The sequence below is a fragment of the bacterium genome, assembly GCA_035527515.1.
In the GTDB taxonomy this organism is placed as follows: Bacteria; B130-G9; B130-G9; order B130-G9; family B130-G9; genus B130-G9.
The window spans coordinates 1-20670 of sequence record DATLAJ010000053.1 but is presented as its reverse complement, the minus strand read 5'-3'; the positions used below and the strand labels follow the sequence as shown (position 1 = coordinate 20670).

Genomic DNA, 20670 nt, shown 5'->3' with positions numbered 1-20670 from the left:
CATGCCGCCACAATAGCCCCGACAACGTTGCGGAAGCTATGCCCGAAGATGACCTTCTGACCTCAGAGCCTATGACGCCAGCGAGAATCGGCATCGATTGTAGAAAAATCCTGGACTACGGCATCGGGACGATCACATCGAACCTCATCAAGAACCTCGCTCTTGTAGATACCGAAGACGAGTATTCTCTGCTCGGCGATCCGGCGCAGATTCAGAAGCCCGGGCACAACTTCACTGTGGTGAGAGAGAGCGCAAAACGCTACTCCATCTCGGAGAGCATTCGTCTCCCGCTAAAGGCCAGGAAGCTGCGCCTCGACCTCTTGCACTGGTTGCACTACGCGTCATCGCCGCTCAAGCCGTGCCGCTACGTGATCTCAATTCACGACATCAATCACCTGCTCTTCCCGGAGCTCTTGCGCTCAAAAACGGCGCGGCTTTATGCCAAGTCGATGCTGCGCCTCGCCACTCGCGTCGCCGACAGGATCATCACGGCCTCTAATACCAGCAAGGCCGAGATCGTCAAGCATTTGCACGTCCCAGAGGATAAGATAAGCGTCATCTACAATGGCGTGGCAGAGATATTCAAGCCGCAGCCTCCTGAGGAGGTTATCCAGCGGCTAAAGACCGACTACGCAATCGAGCCGCCCTATATCCTTTACGTGGGGAGCCTCCGTGAGCACAAGAACGTTGCCCGACTGCTCGAGGCGTTCAAGAACCTAAAAATGAGCCTCGAGTGCGACCACAGCCTCGTTATCGTTGGAGACCACCCCAAGCAAAGGGCGGTGCTGGAAAACTACGTGAAACGGAATCGTCTCGCCCAGTCTGTCCGCTTTCTCGGCGCCGTGCCTCACGACAAGCTGCCCGTTCTCTATTCCGGAGCGCATCTCTTCGTGTTCCCGACGCTCTACGAGGGCTTTGGCCTGCCTGTGCTCGAGGCGATGGCCTGCGGCGTGCCGGTCTGCGCCTCGGACATCCACGCCTTGAGGGAGGTCGCAGGAGACGCCGCCGCCTTCTTCAGACCCTACGAGCCGCTGGACATGGCGGATGTCATGGCCTCCGTCATAATGGACCCTGACATATACGACGCGCTCAAGGAAAACGGCCTGCAAAGGGCCAGCACCTTCTCCTGGAGGCGGACGGCTGAACAGACGCTTGCGGTCTATCAAGAGGTGCTAGGTCGTGTATGATACTTGTAGCCGCAACGACGACTGATAAGGAGTGAGGCAAGATGGAACTGAATGAGAAGCTGAAGAAGGAGCTCCTCGCTACTTACGAGAAGCTGAATAACGAGGGCAAGCTGCTTTCGAAGGACAAGCTGAAACAGTGCTATGACCTTTTTCGCGAGCGATTCGGCCCTGAGAAACTTCTTCAGCTTGACGGGGAAGCGCTACTAAACACGATGCACGGGGAACCCAAGCCCGACAGTCTGATGTTCTGGTTAGAGTTCAAGAATGATGATGAGCTTCCTGCCAGGTTCGGGAGCATTGCAGGTGGCAACGCCCTGAAATTCGAGATTTTCCTGAGGAAAGAGACACATGAATGGACGACAGGAACCGCGACCAAGCAAGTCGCTATCTCGACTGAGGAGGCTGTTGAGATCGCCCGTCGCCAGCGGGGTGAGCTTGTCAACGCGTGCAAGGTGCTTGACGCCCTGCCCACGAACGCCTCGGACGATGACTACAAGCAGCTTCAGCGCGACCTAAGCGAACAGGCTCCCACCGTGGCGGACAAGGCCTGGTCCCACAAGTATTTCAGTCTGCTTTATCCCAACAAGCTTGACGATTTCCATACTGCCCATTACCAGCGTTTCCACCTGATCAAGCTGCTTCAGTTGCCGCCAGAGGGCGAAGGCCGTTTTCTCTGTGCGGGGAGATATGTGGACTTGGCTGCGGAACTAGAGATGCCGATCAACCATCTCACGAGCGTGCTAAACGCGAGAAACGGAAAGCCGCACCGTTATTGGCGAATCGGCACGACGGACGGGCGGACTGGACGGAGCTATTGGGGCGAGATGAGAGATGGGAAGTTCGTCTCAATCGGTTGGGCAAAGCTCGGGGACCTCAGGGACTACGCATGCGACCAACGATCCAAAGATGCGTTGAAAGAGCTCATGGCCGAGAACTACCCAGGAACTGCCCAAAGTGTTGGAATAGGGGCTGCTCAGGTCTTCAAGTTTCTTGCTCATATCTTGGAAGGCGACCTGGTCGTTGCGTGCGAAGGCCGAAAAGTGCTTGGCGTTGGGCGCGTAACCGGAGGATACGAGTACGACGCGTCATCCGGTTTCCCACATCGACGCCCGGTTGAGTGGCTTTCTTTGGACCAATGGCAGATGCCGAACAAAAATGAAGGTCTGCGGACCACGGTTTGGAAGCTAGGGAAGTATCCAGAAAACCTCGTGGCAATCGAAAAGCGCATTCGCGTTATCATACCGCCTCCGCGGCCCCATTCAATCGTTGAGAGGCCTCATCCAATCGTTGAGAGGATTGAGTCGATTCTCCGGCGTAAGGGGCAGGTGATCCTGTATGGTCCACCCGGCACGGGCAAGACCTACTGGGCTATTCGCGCGGCACGGGAATTGGCGGCACGATCGTCATACGGAAAACCTTATGATCAGCTTTCAGATCAGGAGAAGGCGACAATTGAGGGCCAAGAGGGCACCGTGCGGACTTGCTGCTTTCATCCGGCTTACGGATACGAGGACTTCATCGAGGGATTTCGGCCGAGCGAGATTGATGGCAAGCTGGTGTTTGAGCTGCGGGACGGGATATTCAAAAAGCTCTGCAAAGATGCAGAGGCCTCACCGAACAGCAAGTTTTATCTGATTATCGACGAGATCAACAGGGGAGACATACCCCGCATCTTCGGCGAACTTCTCACCATTCTGGAGAAGGACAAGCGAGGCCAGGAACTTATCCTGCCGCTCTCAGGCGAGCGCTTCAGTGTGCCTGCAAACGTGTATGTGATCGGGACAATGAATACTGCCGACCGTTCGATTGCCCTTTTGGACACAGCGTTGAGGCGCAGGTTCGGATTTGTGGAGCTCATGCCGGACAGCTCGCTTTTGAAAGGACCGCGTATTGAGGGGCTATCGCTTGAGCTGTGGCTTGACGCTTTGAACCGGCGCATCCTTGACCATATCGGGCGCGATGCTCGCAACCTTCAGGTTGGGCACGCTTATCTTATGCAGAGCGAGCGGCCTGTGCCCGACTTCGCTACGTTCTCCAGGGTGCTCAGGGATGATATTCTGCCGCTTCTTCAGGAATACTGTTACGAGGACTACGCCAAACTTGAGGCGATTCTTGGACCGGACTTTGTTGATGCGGAGAATCAACAGCTTAGCGACGACATCTTCGAGCCTAGGAATCAAGACGGACTGATCCAGGCGCTCTTTACGATAACGCAAGATTTGGCTGCGTCTGCAAAAGCTATTGCTTTGGAGGAAGGCGAAGTTGAAGAGGACCACGATGAAGACGACGGGGGTAGCGGGCCTGAGGGCCAAGACAACTGATGCGAATCCCGGTGGAGCTCAAGGAATGGGAGACGCTTTCGCCTGAACCAGGGAGCGCTCTGCATAGCAAACATCTCGGCCAAGACAGCGCTGATCTCGAACTGGCTGAAAAGCTCTCGAAGTCCAACGTTCTCCGCATCGTTGATGTTCACAATAAAGGGCTATGGCTCCAGTCGTTTTCGTACGTCGGCAGGCTGCGCCTCGGGAACCTCTCAATAACGATTCGTCCCAAGATCGAGGGAATGCCGCTGTTGAGGCTGCTGCGGTATGCCTATGGTCTGCGGGACCTGAAGCTCCTGCCAGACACCGAGTTTCAAATTGCGGATTCTGCTTTTCAGGATATTCTGTTGCACCAGCTGGCCCAGGAGGCCAGCGAACTGGTAGCCAGAGGCTTGCACCGCAGATATGTCCGAAGGAACGCCGCCCTCGCAAGCCCTCGCGGCAGGATCGACTTTCAGCAATTCGTGCGTCAGAAGGGCTTAACAACCTCCGCAACACTTCCCTGCACATATCATCCGAGACTGCAAGATTGTCTAATAAACCAGGTTCTATTAAAGGGTCTCTACCTCGGCGCCTCGCTCACGGATGATCCGCGGCTGAAACGTCGCCTGGCAGGGCTAATCATTCAGATAAGAGAGAATGTCTCGGCCATTGATCGCCTCGACCAAAACGTCATGAGGCGCCTGCGACGCAGATCGAGCAGGTTGACGGTGGCATACGAGCCGTCAATTGCGATCATCCAGATGCTTCTGGACGCGAAGGGCATCTATTTCGAATCTACCGATCAGAGGATCGAGCTGCCCGGTTTCCTTTTCGACATGAATCTTTTCTTTCAAGCGCTTCTTGGCCGCTTCTTGCGAGAGAATCTTCCAAATTGCGTTGTCATGGAACAGTTCCGCCTGAAGAACGTTATGGGATTCTACGCCTCCTACAACCCGATGAGGCGCCGTGACCCTACGCCGCGTCCGGACTATGCCGTCTCGAGAAATGGCAAGCCGATGGCGCTTTTGGACGCCAAATACCGTGACCTCTGGGCAAATCCGCCGACGGCAAATATGCTGTACCAGCTCGCAATCTATGCCCTGACTCGGGGTCAAGATGGCTCGGCCACAATCCTCTACCCCGCGCTTCATGAGCGGCGCGAGCAGAGGATTTGGGTCCGAAACCCGATAGATGGCAGCGGGCGCGGCCAAGTGATTATCAGAGCGGTCAATCTCTCTCGCCTCGAGAAGTATGTTACTGAACCGAATACTGCCCAGGCACGAAGGAATCGGACACGGTACGCACAATTGCTCGCCTTTGGTTCTTGCTAATCCCATCGGCGGCATCGCCTTCGCCGTTTATGAGTGATCCGGGCTTAGTTCTCTGTGTAGAGCTTTCTCATCTCGAACGCTAGCCAGGCGGTGAACCAGAGCGGCATCCTATACGCCCTGGCTGTGTTCAATAGATACGTTATGCGGAATACCGCCTCAAATAGCGGATTGTGGGGGAGCTTCACGAGGCGCTTTAGCACGCGCGGAGGAATGCGCCACTTGACGGCTGCGTAGAAGAGCTTCTGAAGGTTCTCGATCTCTTTTTTCTCAGGTAGGTTAAACAGGGTGCCCTTGAAGAACGATGCGCTCATCTTGGTCATGTTAAAATCTGCATTGAGGAGGCCGTGCTCAACAACGTATTGGCCAAGCTGTGTTCTGGGATAGGGCTGCACGATCGAGGCCCAGGGGCAGTCGGCCCTGATCTTGACGTTGATGGAGACAGTCTCCAGGGCCATATCGAGCGTCTCGCCGGGCAGGCACAGCATGTTGTAGGTTCTGAACAGGATGTTGTGCTTTTTCAGAATCTCGGCTGCGCTTTCGATCTGCTCACGCGTTACGGTTTTGCCAAGCACTTCCTCTCGGAGAAAATCGTTGCCGCTCTCAACGCCCAGCGACACTAAATGGCAGCCGGCGGCCTTGATGGTCTTGGCGATGTCCTCGTCGAGCAGGTCTGCGCGGATTTGGCACAAGAACGGTAGGCCGATACGTTTGTGGTATAGCTCGGAGAACTCCTCAACCCATTTTTTGTCGAGAAGGAACGAATCGTCCGCGAAGTATGGTGTCTTGAGCCATTTCCAGTCTTTCTTGACCGTGGCTACCTCCTCTACCACGTTCTCCGGGCTTCGGTGTCGCACGTAGCGCCCCTTGCCCTCGTACATCTTCTTGAGGCTGTGGTTGAAACAGAATGAACACTCGAATGGGCAGCCGCGACTGGCGATGAACAGCTTGCTGGGATAGACACGCACGGACCGATAGCGGTGATAGAACTCCCTGTCGGGGAAGGCAATCGAATCGAGGTCCTGATTCAGCAGGCGGAGTGGGTTTTCAAAGACCTCGCCGTCGATTTTCACCCACAAGTTCTCGACGTGCGTGAAGTCTGAGCCCGAATCGATCGCATTGGCAAGGTCAACCATCGCCTCCTCGCCATCGCCGCGGCAGATTACGTCGATGCCATTCGTCCGAACGACCTCGGGGAAGTACGTTGGATGCGGCCCGCCCATCACCACTATGGCGTTGGGGAAAACAGGCTTGAGGCGGGCTATCTCTTTGAGAGCAATGAGATGTGCTCCAGTGGTGCAGGAGAATGCTAGGATGTCCGGCGGATTCGCTCGGAGTCGCCGCTGGTAGCCTGGCTCCTCGGGAGCGATGACTATCTCGGCCTCGTGTCCATGCCTCTTCAGCTCGGCGCACAGAATCATCGGGCCGAGGTTGTCGATCATCGTGAATTGAATGAAGGCGACTCGCGCCATCAGGTAAGTTTTTCGATTATGGCCGCGGCGAAGAGAGGCAGCATTATCTCGAAATGCCCGGTGATGGCGTAGCCCTTGCCCCTGCCGGAAGCCGTTGGGCGCCTCAGCACGTTCTGCGTCGGGCGGTAATGTTGGATGAAGTCGACGTTCACTGTGGTGAAATTGCTGAGGTTGGCGCTGGTGTTTTGGGCGATTGCGAACGCTTTCAAGAAAACTTCGGGCAAGATAACGCTCGAGCCAACGTGGAAGAATACTCCGCCCGATAGCTGCGCTACGACGGACGTCAGGAGCCTGAAATCGAGAAATGAGGACTTCCCGATAGCTGCGCCGTCGGCCGACGGGTGCATGTGAATGATGTCCGTGCCGATCGAGACGTGAACGGTCGCGGGAATCGCTGCCTGGGCGCACGTGGCCAGTATGCTTTTTTCCGCATACGGCAGCTTCTGATCAAGGATGCTCTTGCCCACCGTCAGGCCGAGGCCCTGGTTCGAGTTGGCGGCAGCAATGGCAGCGCCATTCAAGAACTCCGCCGTCTCTTTCGCCATTCCGAACTCGCCAGTGTCGAGCTGCGAGGCCACGTCCTCCGACGTCTTTCCCATGAACGCCAGCTCGAAATCATGGATCATCCCCGCCCCATTCAGCGCCACCGCCGTTATGATGTCCCGACGAATCAGGTCGCAGATGACTGGCGAAAGGCCGCATTTGATCGAATGCGCCCCCATGGCCCACACGAAATGCCGCCCGTGCCTGCGCGCCTCGCAAATGGCGTCAACCACACTCTTGAAATCGTTGGCTGCGAGCACATCCGGAAGGGAGTCCAGGAAATCCTCAAAAAACGCTCCTTTTGTGTAGGGCCTAGCCAACGTTGTGAGACTAACTTTGCTCTTGCGGTCTGAGAGGCTAGTCGGACGAACCCGGCTCAGGTCAAACGGCTCGATTGGTTTCCTAGCCATTGCTGCCACCGAACATTATCGTCTCGACAAGCTCGCAGAGAATGTGCGCAAGCACGAGGTGGACCTCCTGAACTCGGGCGGAATAGCTATGCTCCACGGCGAAGAGAAAATCGGCCTCGACCCTTTTGCCGCCCTCGCCGGTCGAGAATATCGTCAGCATACCTCTCTGCCTAGCCGTTAAAAGAGCACTTAGGACGTTCTCCGACTGCCCGCTCGTAGAGATACCCCACGCCACGTCGTTCTCTCGGCCCAGCGCCTCGATCTGCCTCGAGAAAACCTGTGCGAAAGAGCGGTCGTTGGCGATTGCGGTCAGGACGGAAGTGTCAGTTGTGAGCGCGATTGCGGGCAAGGCGCGATGTTCCATCGAGAGCCTATTTATAAACTCTGCCGCGATGTGTTGCGCATCGGCCGCCGAGCCGCCATTTCCGAATATCAGCAGCTTCTGGCCATCTTGAAATCTGCTGGCCAACTGCTCTGCGGCCCGTGCGATTGTGCCGGCGTTTCGGTCCAAAAAGCTCTTTAGAAGCGCCGAGGACTCCTCGGACTTCTCCCGCGCGAGCCGCTCAAGCCCGCTCCGGTCAAGGTCTTTCATGCACTGATGTCCCTGTGTTCATCTGGTTGATACTTGTAACAATAGCTGCCATCCAATATAGCCATTGAGCCGTTACTGGGCAAGCACGATAATGAATCGCGGTTGATACGGTTCCGAGCTCCTCTTAGTCTGCATCATGTGTCTGTATCATGTCGGCCTCTGCGTGAGTTAAAGAATTACTGGTTGATTGGCTTGGATAACTGTAAGGGTAGCGTTGGATGAGGCGAAGCGACTTCGAGTATGGTCTGCCCAAATCGCAGATCGCGCAATTTCCGCTGAAGAGCCGAACTGCTGCGAGACTGCTCGTGCTTGACAGGGCGAGCGGCCGAGTTGTGCACACCCGGTTTTACTCGCTGCACGAGTTCCTCCGTCCAGGCGACCTATTGGTTCTGAACGATACGAAAGTTCTCAGGTGTCGCATGTTGGGCCGGCGTGCCCCGACCGGTGGGAAGGTGGAGCTCTTCGTGTTGAGGCGGCTTGATGACGGCACGTTCGAGGCGCTTGGGAAGGCCTCGCGAAGGCTCACCCCGGGCTCTGAGCTCATCTTCGGCGAGGGCGCCCTGCGCGCCCGTGTGCTCGATAGAAAAGAGCGCAGGCTCATCGTCTCGCTTTCGGCGGACGGTGCGAGGGTTGAGGAGGCGCTCGAGCGAGTGGCTCAGGTTCCGCTGCCTCCATACATTAGGCGGCCAGATGGTCCGGACGAGGCGGACGAGGAGCTCTATCAAACTGTCTATTGTGCGCATCCTGGAGCGGTAGCGGCGCCCACAGCGGGGCTTCATTTCGAGGACGACTACATGCGCAAGCTGCGCAGCCTAGGCATCCAGTTCACGTCGATCACCGTTCACACTGGGCTTGGGTCGTTCAGGCCGATCCGCACGGAGAACATCGAAGACCACAGGATGCCGGCGGAACGTTTTTATATGGGCGAGCTCGCGGCCGACACAATCAACCGCGCGAGGGATGAGCGCCGGCGCGTCATAGCTGTTGGCACCAGCTGCGTTCGCGCGCTTGAGACGATCGCACAGGGGCAGAGGGTTGTGCCCTGCGAGGGCGAGACTGACCTTTACATCGTTCCGGGCTATGAGTTCAGCATCGTGGATGCGATGGTCACCAATTTCCACCAGCCCGCCTCGTCGTTGCTCGTGCTCGTGAGTGCATTCGCGGGGCGCGATGCGATTCTTGAGGCGTATGCGGAGGCGCTCGAGAGCGGCTATCGATTCCTGAGTTTCGGGGACGCGATGCTTATCACTTAGGTTGTAAAGCGGCAGTGGCGATATACGGGCCCCCAGTAATCAGATTGGAGCGGGGAACGTTGGGGCTGCCTCGCGGATGGAGGGCAGAAGCTCCTGCCCGAAGGGCAGACCATGGGTAGCCGCAGGCGTAGCCTGACGGTGCGAATAGCGCTACAATCCCTCTTTCTAACCTCCCCGTTGCGTTGCACGCACGGCTACCCACGGTATCCCCTATCGGGGATTACAGTCTGCACCCCTCGTTCGCACCCGTTAGCTGAAAGAAGCAGCAACTCGGCTTTCAACATGAACTCCCGTGCCTATCTGCCAGCCAACTTCAGAACTCAACTTCAGAAACGATCAATCTGATTATTGGGGCGGCCTTCGAACCTGCTTTTTATGTATCAAATGTGATATAGTGGGTGCTGTTGAATTGCAACTGAGTTTGAAAGGAGCTGTGCTATGAGACCAACAGGACGTTATGTTGTGAGCTTGGTTGTCGCCCTTGCGGTGAGCTTTGCGCTTTGCGATTGCGCGATGAGCATTACTGGCGCCGAGATTCTTAAGAGGGTATCGGCCAGGCATGATAAGTTCATGTCGTCTGTCAAGGACTGGCAGATCGAGCAGGAGATGATCATCGTTCAGGGCGGGCAAGAGGTTACTTCGGCGATGAAATCAATGTGGAAGGGGGATAAGTATCGCGTCGAGATGACGTCCTCGGGCAGTGCTGGTGGTGGCCAGATGCCGAAGATGACGACCGTTGTGGTCTTCGACGGGAAGGACACCTGGACGGTGAGCCCCTTTGTGGGCAAGAGGCGTCTGAAGCCAAGTGAGGTGAAGGACGCGACGCCGCGCATTCAATGGTCTGATAAGCTGAAGGACAGAGTTCGGCTGGTCGGCAAGGAGAAAGTCGATGGTCGAGAGGCTTACGTGATCGATGTGAATCAAACCGGTGCGGAGGCTTCTGGGTCTCTGCCTTTCTCGAAGGTATGGGTAGATACCGCCAACTATCAGATGCTCAAGGGTGAGCTGAAGATGCAGGACAAGCCGGCCGAGATGCGTTTTTCGGATTTCCGGAAGGTCTATGGTGATTTCACCATGCCGTTCCTGCAACAGGTGTTCGTCGGAGGCGTGCCCCAGACCAAGATAGTCACCAAGAGCATCAAGACGAACGTGGGCCTGTCCGATGACTTGTTTGATGCGAGCAAGCTGGAGGGCGAGCAGGGCAAGCAGGAGATGAACATGGAGCAGATGCAAGAGATGATCAAGCGCATGCAGGGCAACTGACGGTTTCTGTCAGAGGTCTGAGTCTTCTGGCACAGACGGGCGTCTTTTCGACAGAGCTCGGCTCAGGCGGGGTATTAGAAAGAGCTGGATGAAAAGGCCCAGCAATACCAACGAAAACGGTTCTGTCGAGAACCTATACCGGTTGTTCTCCGTCAGCTCTAGCAGGTTTGCGGGGACCGCTACGAAGGCTATGGTAACGCACATATAAACGATCACGATTCGTCGGTTGCGGCTGAGCGCAGCGCCGGCAGACCTTCCGCTCAGAGATAGCATCAGCCCGTAGGCGAGTAAGAACGGCAGACCTACAAACAGAAGTAGGTAAACGTGATAGCCCGGCATAAGGCAAAAGGGCAGAACTCCTGTTTTGGACATATCGTAAGGTATTCTGCCGTAGAAGAACGTGTCGTAGATGCGGCTGAGCAAAGAAAGAGCCGGGGGCGCCTCCAGAGTGGCAAAATGCCCATGAGGCGTGAAGTAGATTAGCCAGGATTTCATCACACCGTTGAGATAGGCCTTGGGGCGATACCGAATTACCTGTATGGAATCTCTGAAGTATTGCTCGGCGATGGCTATATACGCCAGGTTGTTATAGTTGGTGGCGCCAGTTGATTTGATGGGCTGGCTCACGGCAGGGATGTCTCTGTAAACGTTTACGTCTTCTCTCTCTTCAGAGAGCGATCAGCAAGATAGTTGCCTCGCATGAGAATCTCAAGCGCGTGGCAGCGGCAAAACGCCCGATCCCGGGTGTGACCCTGGATTGTAGGTAGAGTTTCGTGGTCAGCTCGACCGCGTTTCAACGCGGTGATATAGATCGCTCTCATTATATTAACACCCGACTTCCAGTCGGGTGGCCTGAGGATGCGAGGCACCTCCTCGCCCTCCCCCAAATCCTCATCTGAAGAGGATAGAGAGGGGGTGTCGGGTTGCCCCAGATCCCCCGAATGAATTCGGGGGTCAGGACAATGATAGCCGTCTGCATCGCCACCGCTTGCGCCGGGCGATGAGGGACTCGTCAGCTCATCGCGCGTCGGAGATCGTAGCGTGCGGCGCATCTTTCGCACACCACATGGCATGAATCAATCCAACATTACCCACAATCCAGGGTCAACGCCCGATCCCGACCAACTTGACTATTGGGGTGGAGCGCTGAAACTGCATTTGGAGACCGGGATGATAGAATCTGTGTTACAATGAGGCAAGCTCGTCTGAGCGCGCGAAGCTCACGGGTCAATGACAGACTAACATACACGCATACACAAATCGAGGTGAGTAAATGGGTAGGAAGGACCTTTTTGCAGAAGACAGGATAGCGCTTCTGAAGGAGATTGGCTCCTTGTTTCGTGAGAGACGAGGCGAGATCGTAGAGAACTGGGTACGGGAGCAGACTGACAGAGATTCTCCGAAATTCGCGCCTCTGAAGAAAGGCATTGAGATGCTGGTGGATGCCTTCATAGAGCATATTTCTAGGGGCGATCTTGAGGCGTATTTCAACGCCAATTCCGTAATTGGGAAGAAGACGGCTGCTGCGGATGTTCGCCCGAACGTATTCTTCGATGCCTTTCACGACTTCGAGGATGCGTATGCCGGCGTTCTTTGGGGGAGATACAGTAACGATATTCTGAAGCCAATTTGCCTTCTGGACCAGTTACATCACAAGACGATAGCTATTCTTGCCAAGGAATACGCAGCGACAAAGGATGCTACGATTTTCGCTATGGCCAAATTGGCTGAATCAAGGGACCCTGAGACCGGGGCGCACCTCGAAAGGACCCGCGAGTACTCGAGAGTGATTGGGGAGTGTTTGGGACATGACGCCGATTTCGTTGAGAACATTTATGCTGTGAGTGTATTGCACGACATCGGGAAGGTGGGCATCCCTGATTCTGTGCTTCTGAAGCCCGGTGGGCTAACCAACGATGAGTTCGAGATCATGAGAACGCACGCCAAGAAGGGAGGCGATACCCTAAATGCAGTCGTGGGCGACCTGGAGATAACCAGGGGAGAACTGGTGATGGCGCGAGACATAGCCTATTTCCATCATGAGAAATATGATGGCACCGGCTATAACGGTCTGGCGGGAGAAGATATCCCTGTCGCTGCAAGGATATTCGCAGCGGCTGACATCTATGACGCGCTGAGGTCCAAGAGGCCTTACAAAGGGCCTCTTACCCATGAACAAAGTGCGAGAATCATTCTTGAGGGTGATGGAAGGACAATGCCAGCGCATTTCGATCCGAGTGTCCTGGAAGCATTTGCGCAGTCCTTACAGGTGTTTCTGGAGGTTAGCCAGAAGTATGGGGATATGACCCCATAGAGCTCAGCGATCCCCGTTTGAGTGAATGTCGAGGTGAATCATTTGCGCAAGCTTCGCGCAGCACAGGAAAGCCTCGACTGAGACTGGCGCAACTTGTGTCCGGCCCCGGCTTAGAATCACCTGAATCAGTTACGGGAGTCTGTTACGTCTCAGGCGCCCGTCTACTTGTCTGGGGCCATTTTCGGGGCGAGTTCCTTGGCCGTGTGAATCGAATTGCTGCGATTGGCCAACCGGCACTGCCAGGCGCCGCGCCCCAAATGGATACCGCTCGCTTTGCTCAAACTGATTATTGGGGTGACCGAGGGGGCATCCCGGAAGCAGGGAATCACATAGCGGTAAAAGACAGAGCAACAGAAAAGGAACTTCCATCGCACTGGCCATTTACGCGGTGATGCCAACTGCCCTCACGTAGGCGTGGCCGAACAGGCCGCACGCCGGTTTAGGGGGAATCTTAGGGTAACCGATAGTGGTAGCCCATATCTACGGTCCCCGAGTCGGGCGTGCCGTCGGTCTGCGTTGTCCGGTCGGAGAGGCCTGCGTCCTTGGCTGACCTGCTACCGGTATTTATGCATGGGCTTTTCGTGCTGAGATAATAATCGCCATGAGGGCCACTCACAAACTGGGGATTGCCACTGATGTTTCCCTTTCCTTCATCCCCATCCTCTATGCAAGAATAACTCGCAGAACAGCTCCAGAGATCGATCCCATTACCCCAAAATATGCAATCAGTGATCTTGGGCGAACTGTCCGCACAGAATATGCCACCCCCATAAGTTCCTGAGTTGTCCGCGACCGTGTTGTTGGAGACCGTTAGCGAAGACCTATTGAGGGAGAAGACCCCACCTCCCGAGTAAGCCTCGTTTCCGGCAATTACGTTATTGGAAATCCTCGGGGAGCAGTGGTCTTCACAAGCTATCCCCCCGCCTTCTCCGTCCCATACATCTGCGGAGTTGTTTAGGATTGTGTTGCATGAGATCGTCGGTGAACTATAAGTGAGACAGCGGATGCCACCCCCGGCGTCCTCTGCATGGTTATCTTCAATCGTGTTGTACGAGATGTCGGGTGAGCTGTTTCGTTTGCAGATAATCCCCCCGCCGCTGGCAAGGGCGGAGTTGCCACTGATGGTGTTGTCTTCGATCGTGGGCGAACTCTCCTCAAGGCAGCCTATCCCACCGCCGTCGTAACCTGCCCAGTTGCCGGTAATCACGTTGCCTTTTATGTTCGGTGCGCTCCTAAGGCATAGAATCCCCCCGCCGCAGTCGTCGCTGTCCTCGGTCGATCCGTCCGCATGGCCCCCCGTTATCGTAAACCCCTCAATACTCAGGTTGTTTGAGCCCTCGCAAAAGATGACATGGTCAGCCGCGGCCGCAGCATCAAGCACGGTGGTCTCGCGGTCCTCTCCCCGGAGTGATACCCAGCTTTTTGTGTTAAGCGGGAACGTCTCCCCATTGCTGTCCGAGGCATATCTCCCCGCCGACACGTGGATTACTGCCGGTCGCGCCTCGGAGCCCACGACTAGTGCAAGCGCATGCGTTATCGTCTTGAAGGGAGCTGCCTCGGTTCCGGGGTCAGAGTTGCTGCCCGCTATGGCATCAACGAAGTAATGACGGCCGCCTTGCTGAACTATTAGAGAGCCGGTATCCGGCTCGGACCACTGACCGTCGTTGTCCTGAACTTCGTATGAAATAGTGTGCGTTCCAACCGAGAGGTCATCCGCGCTCATAGAGAAGTCCTCATCTGTGCTGAGAACGCCATCAATGTCCGAACTCCACTCGTATCCCTCAATCGTGCCATCCATGTCGAGGCCATGCCCCGTAAACTCAATGACGTCCTCGCCCTGTGTGGCTGGATTCGGCAATATGGCATCGATGTAGGCCGTTGGCGCTGGATGAGTACTCTCGATCCCAAATGGTGCAAAACTAATCTCGCCGATGAACTCCGATGTCGAGGCGTAGGTGAGTCCTGCGGCGAACCGGAAGTCACCCAGAATCCCGTCCGGGACCTCGAGCGTGAGAATGGTCATCGGCCCGAAATCGAATGGTGATGGGATGTAGATATTTGGTATGAAAGGCTCGAACTGGTCCGTCCATCCCCGTTGACCATAGACTAAAATGCTGCTGTCCGGCAGGATCAGCCCGACGTAAACATCTACGTTCACGCCATATTCATGATTCTGCGCCGAGAGGCTAGCCTCGAGCGTGTCGCCAGCGACGTAAGTCTCAGCGTCCGTATCGATAGTTATCGTCGGCGTGGCGGCAGCTATCAAAGGAAGCAACGCAACCAGGAGGACAGCAGCGCCCAGTGCAGTGGTTCTCGCTTGAGGAAAAATACGACGACCCATCTTCAGACCTCCTTGATTGTTTTGTCGAATCACATCCTCACTCATCTTAACGATTGTACCCCAGTTGTTAGAGCAAGTTTCAAAAAGTATCGCATATCTCGCTCCTCATTGCAAAATCAGACTTAATTACTCATAAATCGAGCAAATTGTGTAGGTGCTTGACATCCACGCCGTTGACGCGGTTTTCTAATCGGCTGATCGTCGGCGGCTACGGCAGCTACTCCAAGAACCAGCCCGCGCCCGACATCACAGCGATTCTCACGGGCTTTGGCTTCCCCGTCGCCGGCTCCACCACCTGCGGCGACCTGCCCATCTCACGCATCGCGTGGGTCATTTGCTAAGAAGCCCAGTTGACCGAGGCATCCTGAACGCACATGCCTGCCGCAGCTCTTCATACCCTCTTGACTGACGGGCGTTTAGAACCTGCCCGGCGTCTGCAGGGGCGACATCTCTGAGTTATCAGAGCGAAAAGGAGGAAAGGGGAGGCAGGTCATGATCTGTCTGGCCATAACTGACCGCCGACGAGCACTCCTCACGCGTATAGGCTAGACATCTCCTTTGGGACGATCAGGCCGTCCTGAAGGTGAATCATCCGGTCGCAGCTTTCGGCGAGATCGAGGTCGTGAGTGGCGATGAATACGGCAAGACCGGAAGCGGCCAGTTCTTTGAAGAGGTCCGTCATGGTATCACGCACCTGGGTGGAGAATCTGCCAGTCGGCTCGTCCGCTATCAGTACTCTCGGATTCAGAACCAACGCCCTCGCAATCGCCACCCGCTGCATATCACCTCCGCTGAGCATCCTGACCTGGATATGAGCCCTTTCGATTAATCCAACGGCCTTGAGTTTCGACGAGATGGCATCGCTATCGGTCTTCTGCTTGCTGAAGATGATCGGTAGCTCGACGTTTTCCCTCGCTGTCAGGGTAGGGATCAGATGGGGCCGCTGGAAGATGAACCCTATGTTCTTGCGGCGGATGCCTATCAATTTAGCCTCATCGAATCCGGTCACATCTTGGCCGGCTATCGAGAGCTTCCCAGCCGTTGGCGAGTCGAGGCAGCTGATGAGATTCATGAGGGTCGTCTTACCGGAACCTGAGGGTCCCACTATGGCTGCCATTTCGCCGGAGGAGATCTCAAAATCGACGCCATCCAGCGCCTTGACTGTTTCAGGCCCTCGGCGATAGTGCTTCTTCAGCCCGCTCGCCTCGATCACCTTAGCCATTCTTCAACACCTCCTCACCCTCGATCCTGCCGTCCGCCAGGTGGACGATTCTGTCCGCGGCGTGGGCAAGTCTGGTATTGTGGGTCGCAACGAGCACGGTAACACCCTCCTCCTCGTTGAAGCGCCTAAACAACTCGAAGATTGACCTTGCGGTCTTCGTGTCGAGGTTGCCGCTCGGCTCGTCCGCCAGGAGTATTTGAGGGCCCGTGGCAAGCGCCCTCGCGATGGCGACCCGCTGCATCTCGCCGCCTGAGAGCTCGTGCGGCAGATGGTCGAGCCGACGGGCCAGGCCCACCCTCTCCAAGAGGTCCGCAGCCCGGCCGTTGTCATGTCGCATCCTGGCGAATATCAGCGGAAGCTGCGCGTTCTCAAGCGCGGTCAGACTTGACACAAGAAAGAAATCCTGAAACACGAAGCCGATGTTCTTTCGCCTGAGCAGCACCAATTGCCTCTCTTTCAGCCGGGAGAGCTCTTGATCAAGGACGTAGATCGAACCCGACGTCGGCCCGTCCAGGCAGCCGATGAGGTTCAGAAGCGTCGTCTTGCCTGCGCCGGATGGGCCCATTATCGCAAGAAACTCACCCGGACTGACATCCAGGTCGATCTCCTTCAGCGCGATGATCTTCTCAGCGGGAAGCTCATATACTTTCGTGAGCTTCTCGGCCCTAATAATGGCATCTCTCATGGCGTCATTCCCCGCTCCGGATTGCCTCAATCGGGCGCATGGAGGACGCGCGGAACGCGGGATAGATGCCCGCGAAGAGGCCGAGAAGGATTGCGCCAACGAGTGAGATCAGAAGCGCGGTCGGTGTGATGAGCACAATCTGGCCCTCCGGCGCGTACGGGAGAAGGCTCTTCACGATGCGTTCAACGACTTTCCCGCCGAGAAGGGCGCCGATATCGCCAACCAGTCCGCCCAGCGCGCACATGATGACCGTCTCCATCCAGATCAGGCGAAAGATGTCGAGCTTGGATGCGCCGATGGCTTTCATGACTCCGATCTCCTGGGTTCGCTCGAACACCGACATCAAGATTGTGTTCACTACGCCGATGGCCGCTACGAAAACCGCGATTACGGCGACGGAGGTTACGAGGATCTTGGCGCTTGAGACGAGGTTGAGCAATGTGCCCTTGACCTGAGCCATGCTGATCACCTGAGTTCCGGGAACCGCATACATATCCTCCTCAAACTGCCCGAGCTCTTCGATATTCTTGAGCTTTATGCCGATGCCGCTGATCTTGTCCTTTAGAGCAAAGATCGTCTGAGCGCTCTTGAGCGGGAGGAAGATCACGCCGTCGTCCTGCGTTCCTGTCCGCTCGAAGACGCCGACCACGGTGAGGATCTTCTCGATACCGGGGATGAATATCTTGTTGCCCACAGAGCGCTGCTCCAGCTCGGCCGCCTCGAATCCCATGATGACCTCGTCGGCGTCATCCCTCGTGAACCACGCGCCCGATTTGAATTTGGTCCAGGGCTTGAGCTCCAGATACGACTTCTGGATACCTATGTACATCGCGAATCCACCCTGCCCTTCCAGGCGCTCTGGATCAAAGATCGTGTGGATCAGCTGAGGCGTAAGCTTGTCGATGCGCTCGTCATTGGCGATAGAGTTGAAGACGTCCTGCTCCATGTAGCGAAGCCCGCCTCCGCCCTTCAGCATTAGTGTAGCTGCTTCATAAGGGCATCCCTTGGCTGTAACGAGAATCTGATAGCCCATCTTGTCTATGTCGCTCGTCAACGCCTTCTTGTAGCCCTCGCTGAAGCCGAGCAGACTGACGAGCACGGCCACCGCAATCGCGACGCCGCCGATCGTAAAAGAAGACCGGAGCTTTCGGCGCTTTAGGTTCTTGTAAGCTATCATTAAGAGTTTCATTCTATTTCAACGCCTTTCCCGATTATCATGGTCCTTTCTGGGCGCTTAAGGACCTTCCCCTCAACGGTAACCCTTGACCCCACTTTCTGTGGGAGGACGATACCCGATGGGCCCAGATCAACGTATGTAACTCCCGTCTCATCCTTGACGTCCAGCCAATGGCCGCCGGGGCATTCTCGAGTTATCTGACCCTCTATCTTCACTGTCTTGCCGGCGAAGTCGTCCGGCCGGGCGAGAATGTCGCCGACCTTGGTGGTCTCAACAATCGTGATCTCCGCGCCAAACTTCTCACCGCCGCCCCCACAGCCGGAAAGGGCAGCAACCAGCAAGCTCATTAACGCCCATACGACTATCTTATTCTTTAGTTCCATTTTTCTTCTCCTTCTGTATCCCCTGGGATTCACTGTTAGTTGTACTTAAGTTGAAGATGTTGTGCAGTATCAAGTTCTTTTTTACGCCTCTGAGCGTTGCGAGAAAATCATTGCGACTCTTCTTGCTGGGGTCCTTGATCGCTTCCACCTTGTCCGCAGGGCGTGCGCCTTCCTGTATCGCGTCGTGATGGACAAAGTCCGAAAGCGACAGACCCACGAACTGGCCCGCAAATGCCTTGTCCCTGAAACTTCGCGACTCGGGCGATGAGATCTTCTGGTAATACATGTTCACGATCTGGCCATCGAGGTTTGTCGCCAGGATTATTTGCATGCCCCCGAACATACCTTTCTCATTTACTCCGTGAACGTATCCGATCACATCTTTGCCCATTAGCACCATATAGTACGCGTATCCCACGTCAATCGCCTCATACACAGGATCGAGCTTGTCTCCCAGTTTCGCCTCGACTTGCTTCAGAAGCGGCTGTCCGCCTCGTTCGGCGATTGTTATGAACTGGGTTCGATAGCCAGTCGATTTCGGGAAAATCCGTTTGATGTCGCGGTCCGGGTCATTTAGTGAGCAGCCTACTGCGGCATGAAGCTCTACTCCCTGCAAGAGAAACAGAGCTAACACTAATGTCGAGATACCTGCGATTGTCTTGCTTGTCATTTTTCTCTCCTAGAAAGGTGCAAAATAGTACATCTGCAAGAACACTTGCTCCTCTTGCATGTCGTTATTGGACAGACTATCGGTGGACCACGCCGCTCGAAGGGCGAGGTCAGAATTGACCTGGTATTCCAGACCGGCGGACAGCAGGACGCTTTCGGTATATCTCTCAGAGAGATCGTGGTCCCAGAAGCTGCCCTGCAGCTGGATTTTGAGTTCTTGAATCTCGGGAACGGTATAGTCAACCTCGATTAGCGCCCCCACAACCTCTATCCCGTCATTCTCGCCATAGACGCTCTCGCCCTTGAACAGATAAGAGCCAAAGAGGTATTGAGCGTCCATGCCGACCCTCTTTTTGAGAACCGCGCCGTCTTGAGCGAGTTCAGGCCGGGGGATCGTGCCCATGCCCTTCGCTTTCAAGGTCTCGCCATAGAGCAAGCTCAATCCGTATTGGAGGTCACTGTCGGCGGGTGTGCCAATGCGAGCAGTGAACAAGCAGCTTGAATCTCTCCGGCGGATACTCATCCCAGAGCCTATCTGTGCGGCGAGCTGGTAGTCATAGTCGCCGAGGAATCCCGAAAAGCCCACGCCCCAGTCGTTTTTGAAGCCGATGTTCATTGGGGCCAGCGTCTGAAGAATAGTGCCATGCGTGTCAACGAGCGGCTCCAGCCCAAACGCTGGAGCGAAATGGCCTGCTCTGAGCTTCTTTCCCAGGCCTATCTTATATTCTGCCCAAGCGTTGTGGACCTCGATTGCCCATGCGTCTTTACGGGGATCAGTTGAATCGTATGCGAGCCGAACCTGAAAGTCGCACGTCAAATAATCGCCGTATTCGTTCGAGAATCTGCGGAAGTATTCCAAGCCGAGCGCGTTCTTCTGCGACATGCTCTTTCCAAGCCACCGTTCGGTCGATGAATATCCCCCAATAAAATTCACTTCTGCGTAAAGGGAATCAGTGGCGGCCAGACAAGGCACTGTGGTGAGAATTACTGTCAACACCGCAAGGAGTCCTGTTTTCGTAGCGAGATGAAATCCACCATTGTGGTAGATTATACGCACAAAAAAAGCCCAGCTACACACCACACTTGAATGATCCCCTCACTTCCGACCCATAAGGCATGGCACATGCTATCAAGTAACACTAGACGCCGTTATCAGACGAGGCGCGCCACTTCGGTCATCCTCGAGTTCCTTAAGTACAAACATCCTATTCCGCGATGCGGTTCCTCTCGTCGCGGGGGACATGTTTAAGAAACAGTCGCCATTGAGTATGTCACCCTGCTGGCGACGGAGCCAGAGAAGTCGGTTTTGGATGTCCCTGTTGTTGGGGGCGATCTGCTGGGCCTTGAGAAGCTGCTCCTCGGCAGCGCTCAACCTTCCCTGGCTGGTGTAAATGTCCGCCAACGCTGCGCGATACGAGGCATGGTTTGGCGCAAGCTGGACCGCGCGCAATAAAAAGGCCTCAGCGCGGGTGGCGTCGCCAGCGAGAAAGTAGGCTGTGCCAATGTTCGAGATCGCCGGCGGGTAGTC

At 55.7% G+C, this 20670-nt stretch carries 19 protein-coding genes; 7 read left to right on the top strand and 12 right to left on the bottom strand.

Features of this window, described 5'->3' with window-relative positions; all coding sequences use genetic code 11:
• Positions 1–38 precede the first annotated feature (38 nt).
• The 3 genes from VM163_03475 to VM163_03465 are packed head-to-tail and all read left to right on the top strand — an operon-like array spanning position 39 to position 4821.
• Positions 39–1187 (top strand): glycosyltransferase family 1 protein, encoded by a 1149-nt coding sequence (locus tag VM163_03475; GenBank protein HUT02931.1) that lies wholly within the window; start codon positions 39–41, stop codon positions 1185–1187.
• A 41-nt stretch (positions 1188–1228) separates the two neighbouring features.
• Complete coding sequence (locus tag VM163_03470) at positions 1229–3508, top strand: AAA family ATPase (protein HUT02930.1); 2280 nt, start codon at positions 1229–1231, stop codon at positions 3506–3508.
• Positions 3508–4821 carry a restriction endonuclease gene (locus tag VM163_03465; GenBank protein HUT02929.1) on the top strand — a complete coding sequence of 438 codons (1314 nt, stop codon included), beginning with the start codon at positions 3508–3510 and terminating at the stop codon, positions 4819–4821. The genes VM163_03470 and VM163_03465 overlap by 1 nt, the downstream gene beginning before the upstream one ends.
• A gap of 44 nt (positions 4822–4865) precedes the next feature.
• Here VM163_03465 and VM163_03460 read toward each other — a convergent pair whose 3' ends face one another.
• From VM163_03460 to VM163_03450, 3 genes are read right to left on the bottom strand one after another with little or no spacing between them, the layout of a single operon-like run.
• Entirely contained in the window at positions 4866–6290 is a 1425-nt protein-coding gene (locus VM163_03460) for a radical SAM protein (GenBank protein ID HUT02928.1), read from the bottom strand.
• On the bottom strand, positions 6290–7243 hold the full coding sequence (locus tag VM163_03455; GenBank protein HUT02927.1) for a hypothetical protein: 954 nt from the start codon (positions 7241–7243) through the stop codon (positions 6290–6292). Before VM163_03455 ends, VM163_03460 begins: the two co-directional genes overlap by 1 nt.
• Entirely contained in the window at positions 7236–7835 is a 600-nt protein-coding gene (locus VM163_03450; protein ID HUT02926.1) for an SIS domain-containing protein, read from the bottom strand. The genes VM163_03455 and VM163_03450 overlap by 8 nt, the downstream gene beginning before the upstream one ends.
• Before the next feature lie 218 nt (positions 7836–8053).
• Between VM163_03450 and queA the strand changes: the two genes are divergently transcribed.
• Both queA and VM163_03440 read left to right on the top strand, forming a co-directional pair.
• Positions 8054–9088, top strand: coding sequence for a tRNA preQ1(34) S-adenosylmethionine ribosyltransferase-isomerase QueA (gene queA, locus VM163_03445; protein ID HUT02925.1), 1035 nt, complete (start codon positions 8054–8056; stop codon positions 9086–9088).
• A 438-nt stretch (positions 9089–9526) separates the two neighbouring features.
• The gene (locus tag VM163_03440) at positions 9527–10351 is read left to right on the top strand and encodes an outer membrane lipoprotein-sorting protein (GenBank protein ID HUT02924.1); all 825 of its coding nucleotides are present in this window, start codon (positions 9527–9529) and stop codon (positions 10349–10351) included.
• 9 nt (positions 10352–10360) lie between these two features.
• Here the strand turns inward: VM163_03440 and VM163_03435 are convergent, their stop codons facing one another.
• Complete coding sequence (locus VM163_03435; protein HUT02923.1) at positions 10361–10978, bottom strand: hypothetical protein; 618 nt, start codon at positions 10976–10978, stop codon at positions 10361–10363.
• Positions 10979–11624: 646 nt separating this feature from the next.
• On the opposite strand from VM163_03435, the gene VM163_03430 reads away from it, so the two are divergent.
• Entirely contained in the window at positions 11625–12665 is a 1041-nt protein-coding gene (locus VM163_03430) for an HD domain-containing phosphohydrolase (GenBank protein HUT02922.1), read from the top strand.
• 451 nt (positions 12666–13116) lie between these two features.
• Here the strand turns inward: VM163_03430 and VM163_03425 are convergent, their stop codons facing one another.
• Positions 13117–15006 (bottom strand): right-handed parallel beta-helix repeat-containing protein, encoded by a 1890-nt coding sequence (locus VM163_03425; GenBank protein HUT02921.1) that lies wholly within the window; start codon positions 15004–15006, stop codon positions 13117–13119.
• A gap of 173 nt (positions 15007–15179) precedes the next feature.
• Here VM163_03425 and VM163_03420 point away from each other — a divergent pair, with 173 nt between their 5' ends.
• Complete coding sequence (locus VM163_03420) at positions 15180–15347, top strand: hypothetical protein (GenBank protein ID HUT02920.1); 168 nt, start codon at positions 15180–15182, stop codon at positions 15345–15347.
• Between the two features lie 191 nt (positions 15348–15538).
• Here the strand turns inward: VM163_03420 and VM163_03415 are convergent, their stop codons facing one another.
• The 7 genes from VM163_03415 to VM163_03385 form a co-directional block, all read right to left on the bottom strand.
• Complete coding sequence (locus tag VM163_03415) at positions 15539–16228, bottom strand: ABC transporter ATP-binding protein (GenBank protein HUT02919.1); 690 nt, start codon at positions 16226–16228, stop codon at positions 15539–15541.
• On the bottom strand, positions 16221–16913 hold the full coding sequence (locus tag VM163_03410) for an ABC transporter ATP-binding protein (protein ID HUT02918.1): 693 nt from the start codon (positions 16911–16913) through the stop codon (positions 16221–16223). Before VM163_03410 ends, VM163_03415 begins: the two co-directional genes overlap by 8 nt.
• A gap of 4 nt (positions 16914–16917) precedes the next feature.
• A complete protein-coding gene (locus VM163_03405) occupies positions 16918–18090 on the bottom strand; it encodes an FtsX-like permease family protein (protein HUT02917.1) in 1173 nt (390 codons plus the stop codon).
• 8 nt (positions 18091–18098) lie between these two features.
• Entirely contained in the window at positions 18099–18473 is a 375-nt protein-coding gene (locus tag VM163_03400; GenBank protein ID HUT02916.1) for a hypothetical protein, read from the bottom strand.
• Entirely contained in the window at positions 18457–19143 is a 687-nt protein-coding gene (locus VM163_03395) for a hypothetical protein (protein ID HUT02915.1), read from the bottom strand. Before VM163_03395 ends, VM163_03400 begins: the two co-directional genes overlap by 17 nt.
• Positions 19144–19152: 9 nt before the next feature.
• Positions 19153–20025 (bottom strand): hypothetical protein, encoded by an 873-nt coding sequence (locus VM163_03390; GenBank protein HUT02914.1) that lies wholly within the window; start codon positions 20023–20025, stop codon positions 19153–19155.
• Between the two features lie 246 nt (positions 20026–20271).
• A partial coding sequence (locus VM163_03385; GenBank protein HUT02913.1) for a tetratricopeptide repeat protein occupies positions 20272–20670 on the bottom strand: 399 nt, incomplete at its 5' end.

What these genes read in the sequence shown, in the direction of transcription:
- VM163_03470 (HUT02930.1), top strand. Translation starts at nt 1,229, where the DNA reads ATGGAACTGAATGAGAAGCTGAAGAAGGAGCTCCTCGCTACTTACGAG.
- VM163_03425 (HUT02921.1), bottom strand. Translation starts at nt 15,006, where the DNA reads ATGGGTCGTCGTATTTTTCCTCAAGCGAGAACCACTGCACTGGGCGCT.
- VM163_03390 (HUT02914.1), bottom strand. Translation starts at nt 20,025, where the DNA reads ATGTCGCAGAAGAACGCGCTCGGCTTGGAATACTTCCGCAGATTCTCG.
- VM163_03395 (HUT02915.1), bottom strand. Translation starts at nt 19,143, where the DNA reads ATGACAAGCAAGACAATCGCAGGTATCTCGACATTAGTGTTAGCTCTG.
- VM163_03405 (HUT02917.1), bottom strand. Translation starts at nt 18,090, where the DNA reads ATGATAGCTTACAAGAACCTAAAGCGCCGAAAGCTCCGGTCTTCTTTT.
- VM163_03415 (HUT02919.1), bottom strand. Translation starts at nt 16,228, where the DNA reads ATGGCTAAGGTGATCGAGGCGAGCGGGCTGAAGAAGCACTATCGCCGA.
- VM163_03400 (HUT02916.1), bottom strand. Translation starts at nt 18,473, where the DNA reads ATGGAACTAAAGAATAAGATAGTCGTATGGGCGTTAATGAGCTTGCTG.
- VM163_03440 (HUT02924.1), top strand. Translation starts at nt 9,527, where the DNA reads ATGAGACCAACAGGACGTTATGTTGTGAGCTTGGTTGTCGCCCTTGCG.
- VM163_03410 (HUT02918.1), bottom strand. Translation starts at nt 16,913, where the DNA reads ATGAGAGATGCCATTATTAGGGCCGAGAAGCTCACGAAAGTATATGAG.
- queA (HUT02925.1), top strand. Translation starts at nt 8,054, where the DNA reads ATGAGGCGAAGCGACTTCGAGTATGGTCTGCCCAAATCGCAGATCGCG.
- VM163_03455 (HUT02927.1), bottom strand. Translation starts at nt 7,243, where the DNA reads ATGGCTAGGAAACCAATCGAGCCGTTTGACCTGAGCCGGGTTCGTCCG.
- VM163_03460 (HUT02928.1), bottom strand. Translation starts at nt 6,290, where the DNA reads ATGGCGCGAGTCGCCTTCATTCAATTCACGATGATCGACAACCTCGGC.
- VM163_03465 (HUT02929.1), top strand. Translation starts at nt 3,508, where the DNA reads ATGCGAATCCCGGTGGAGCTCAAGGAATGGGAGACGCTTTCGCCTGAA.
- VM163_03475 (HUT02931.1), top strand. Translation starts at nt 39, where the DNA reads ATGCCCGAAGATGACCTTCTGACCTCAGAGCCTATGACGCCAGCGAGA.
- VM163_03450 (HUT02926.1), bottom strand. Translation starts at nt 7,835, where the DNA reads ATGAAAGACCTTGACCGGAGCGGGCTTGAGCGGCTCGCGCGGGAGAAG.
- VM163_03430 (HUT02922.1), top strand. Translation starts at nt 11,625, where the DNA reads ATGGGTAGGAAGGACCTTTTTGCAGAAGACAGGATAGCGCTTCTGAAG.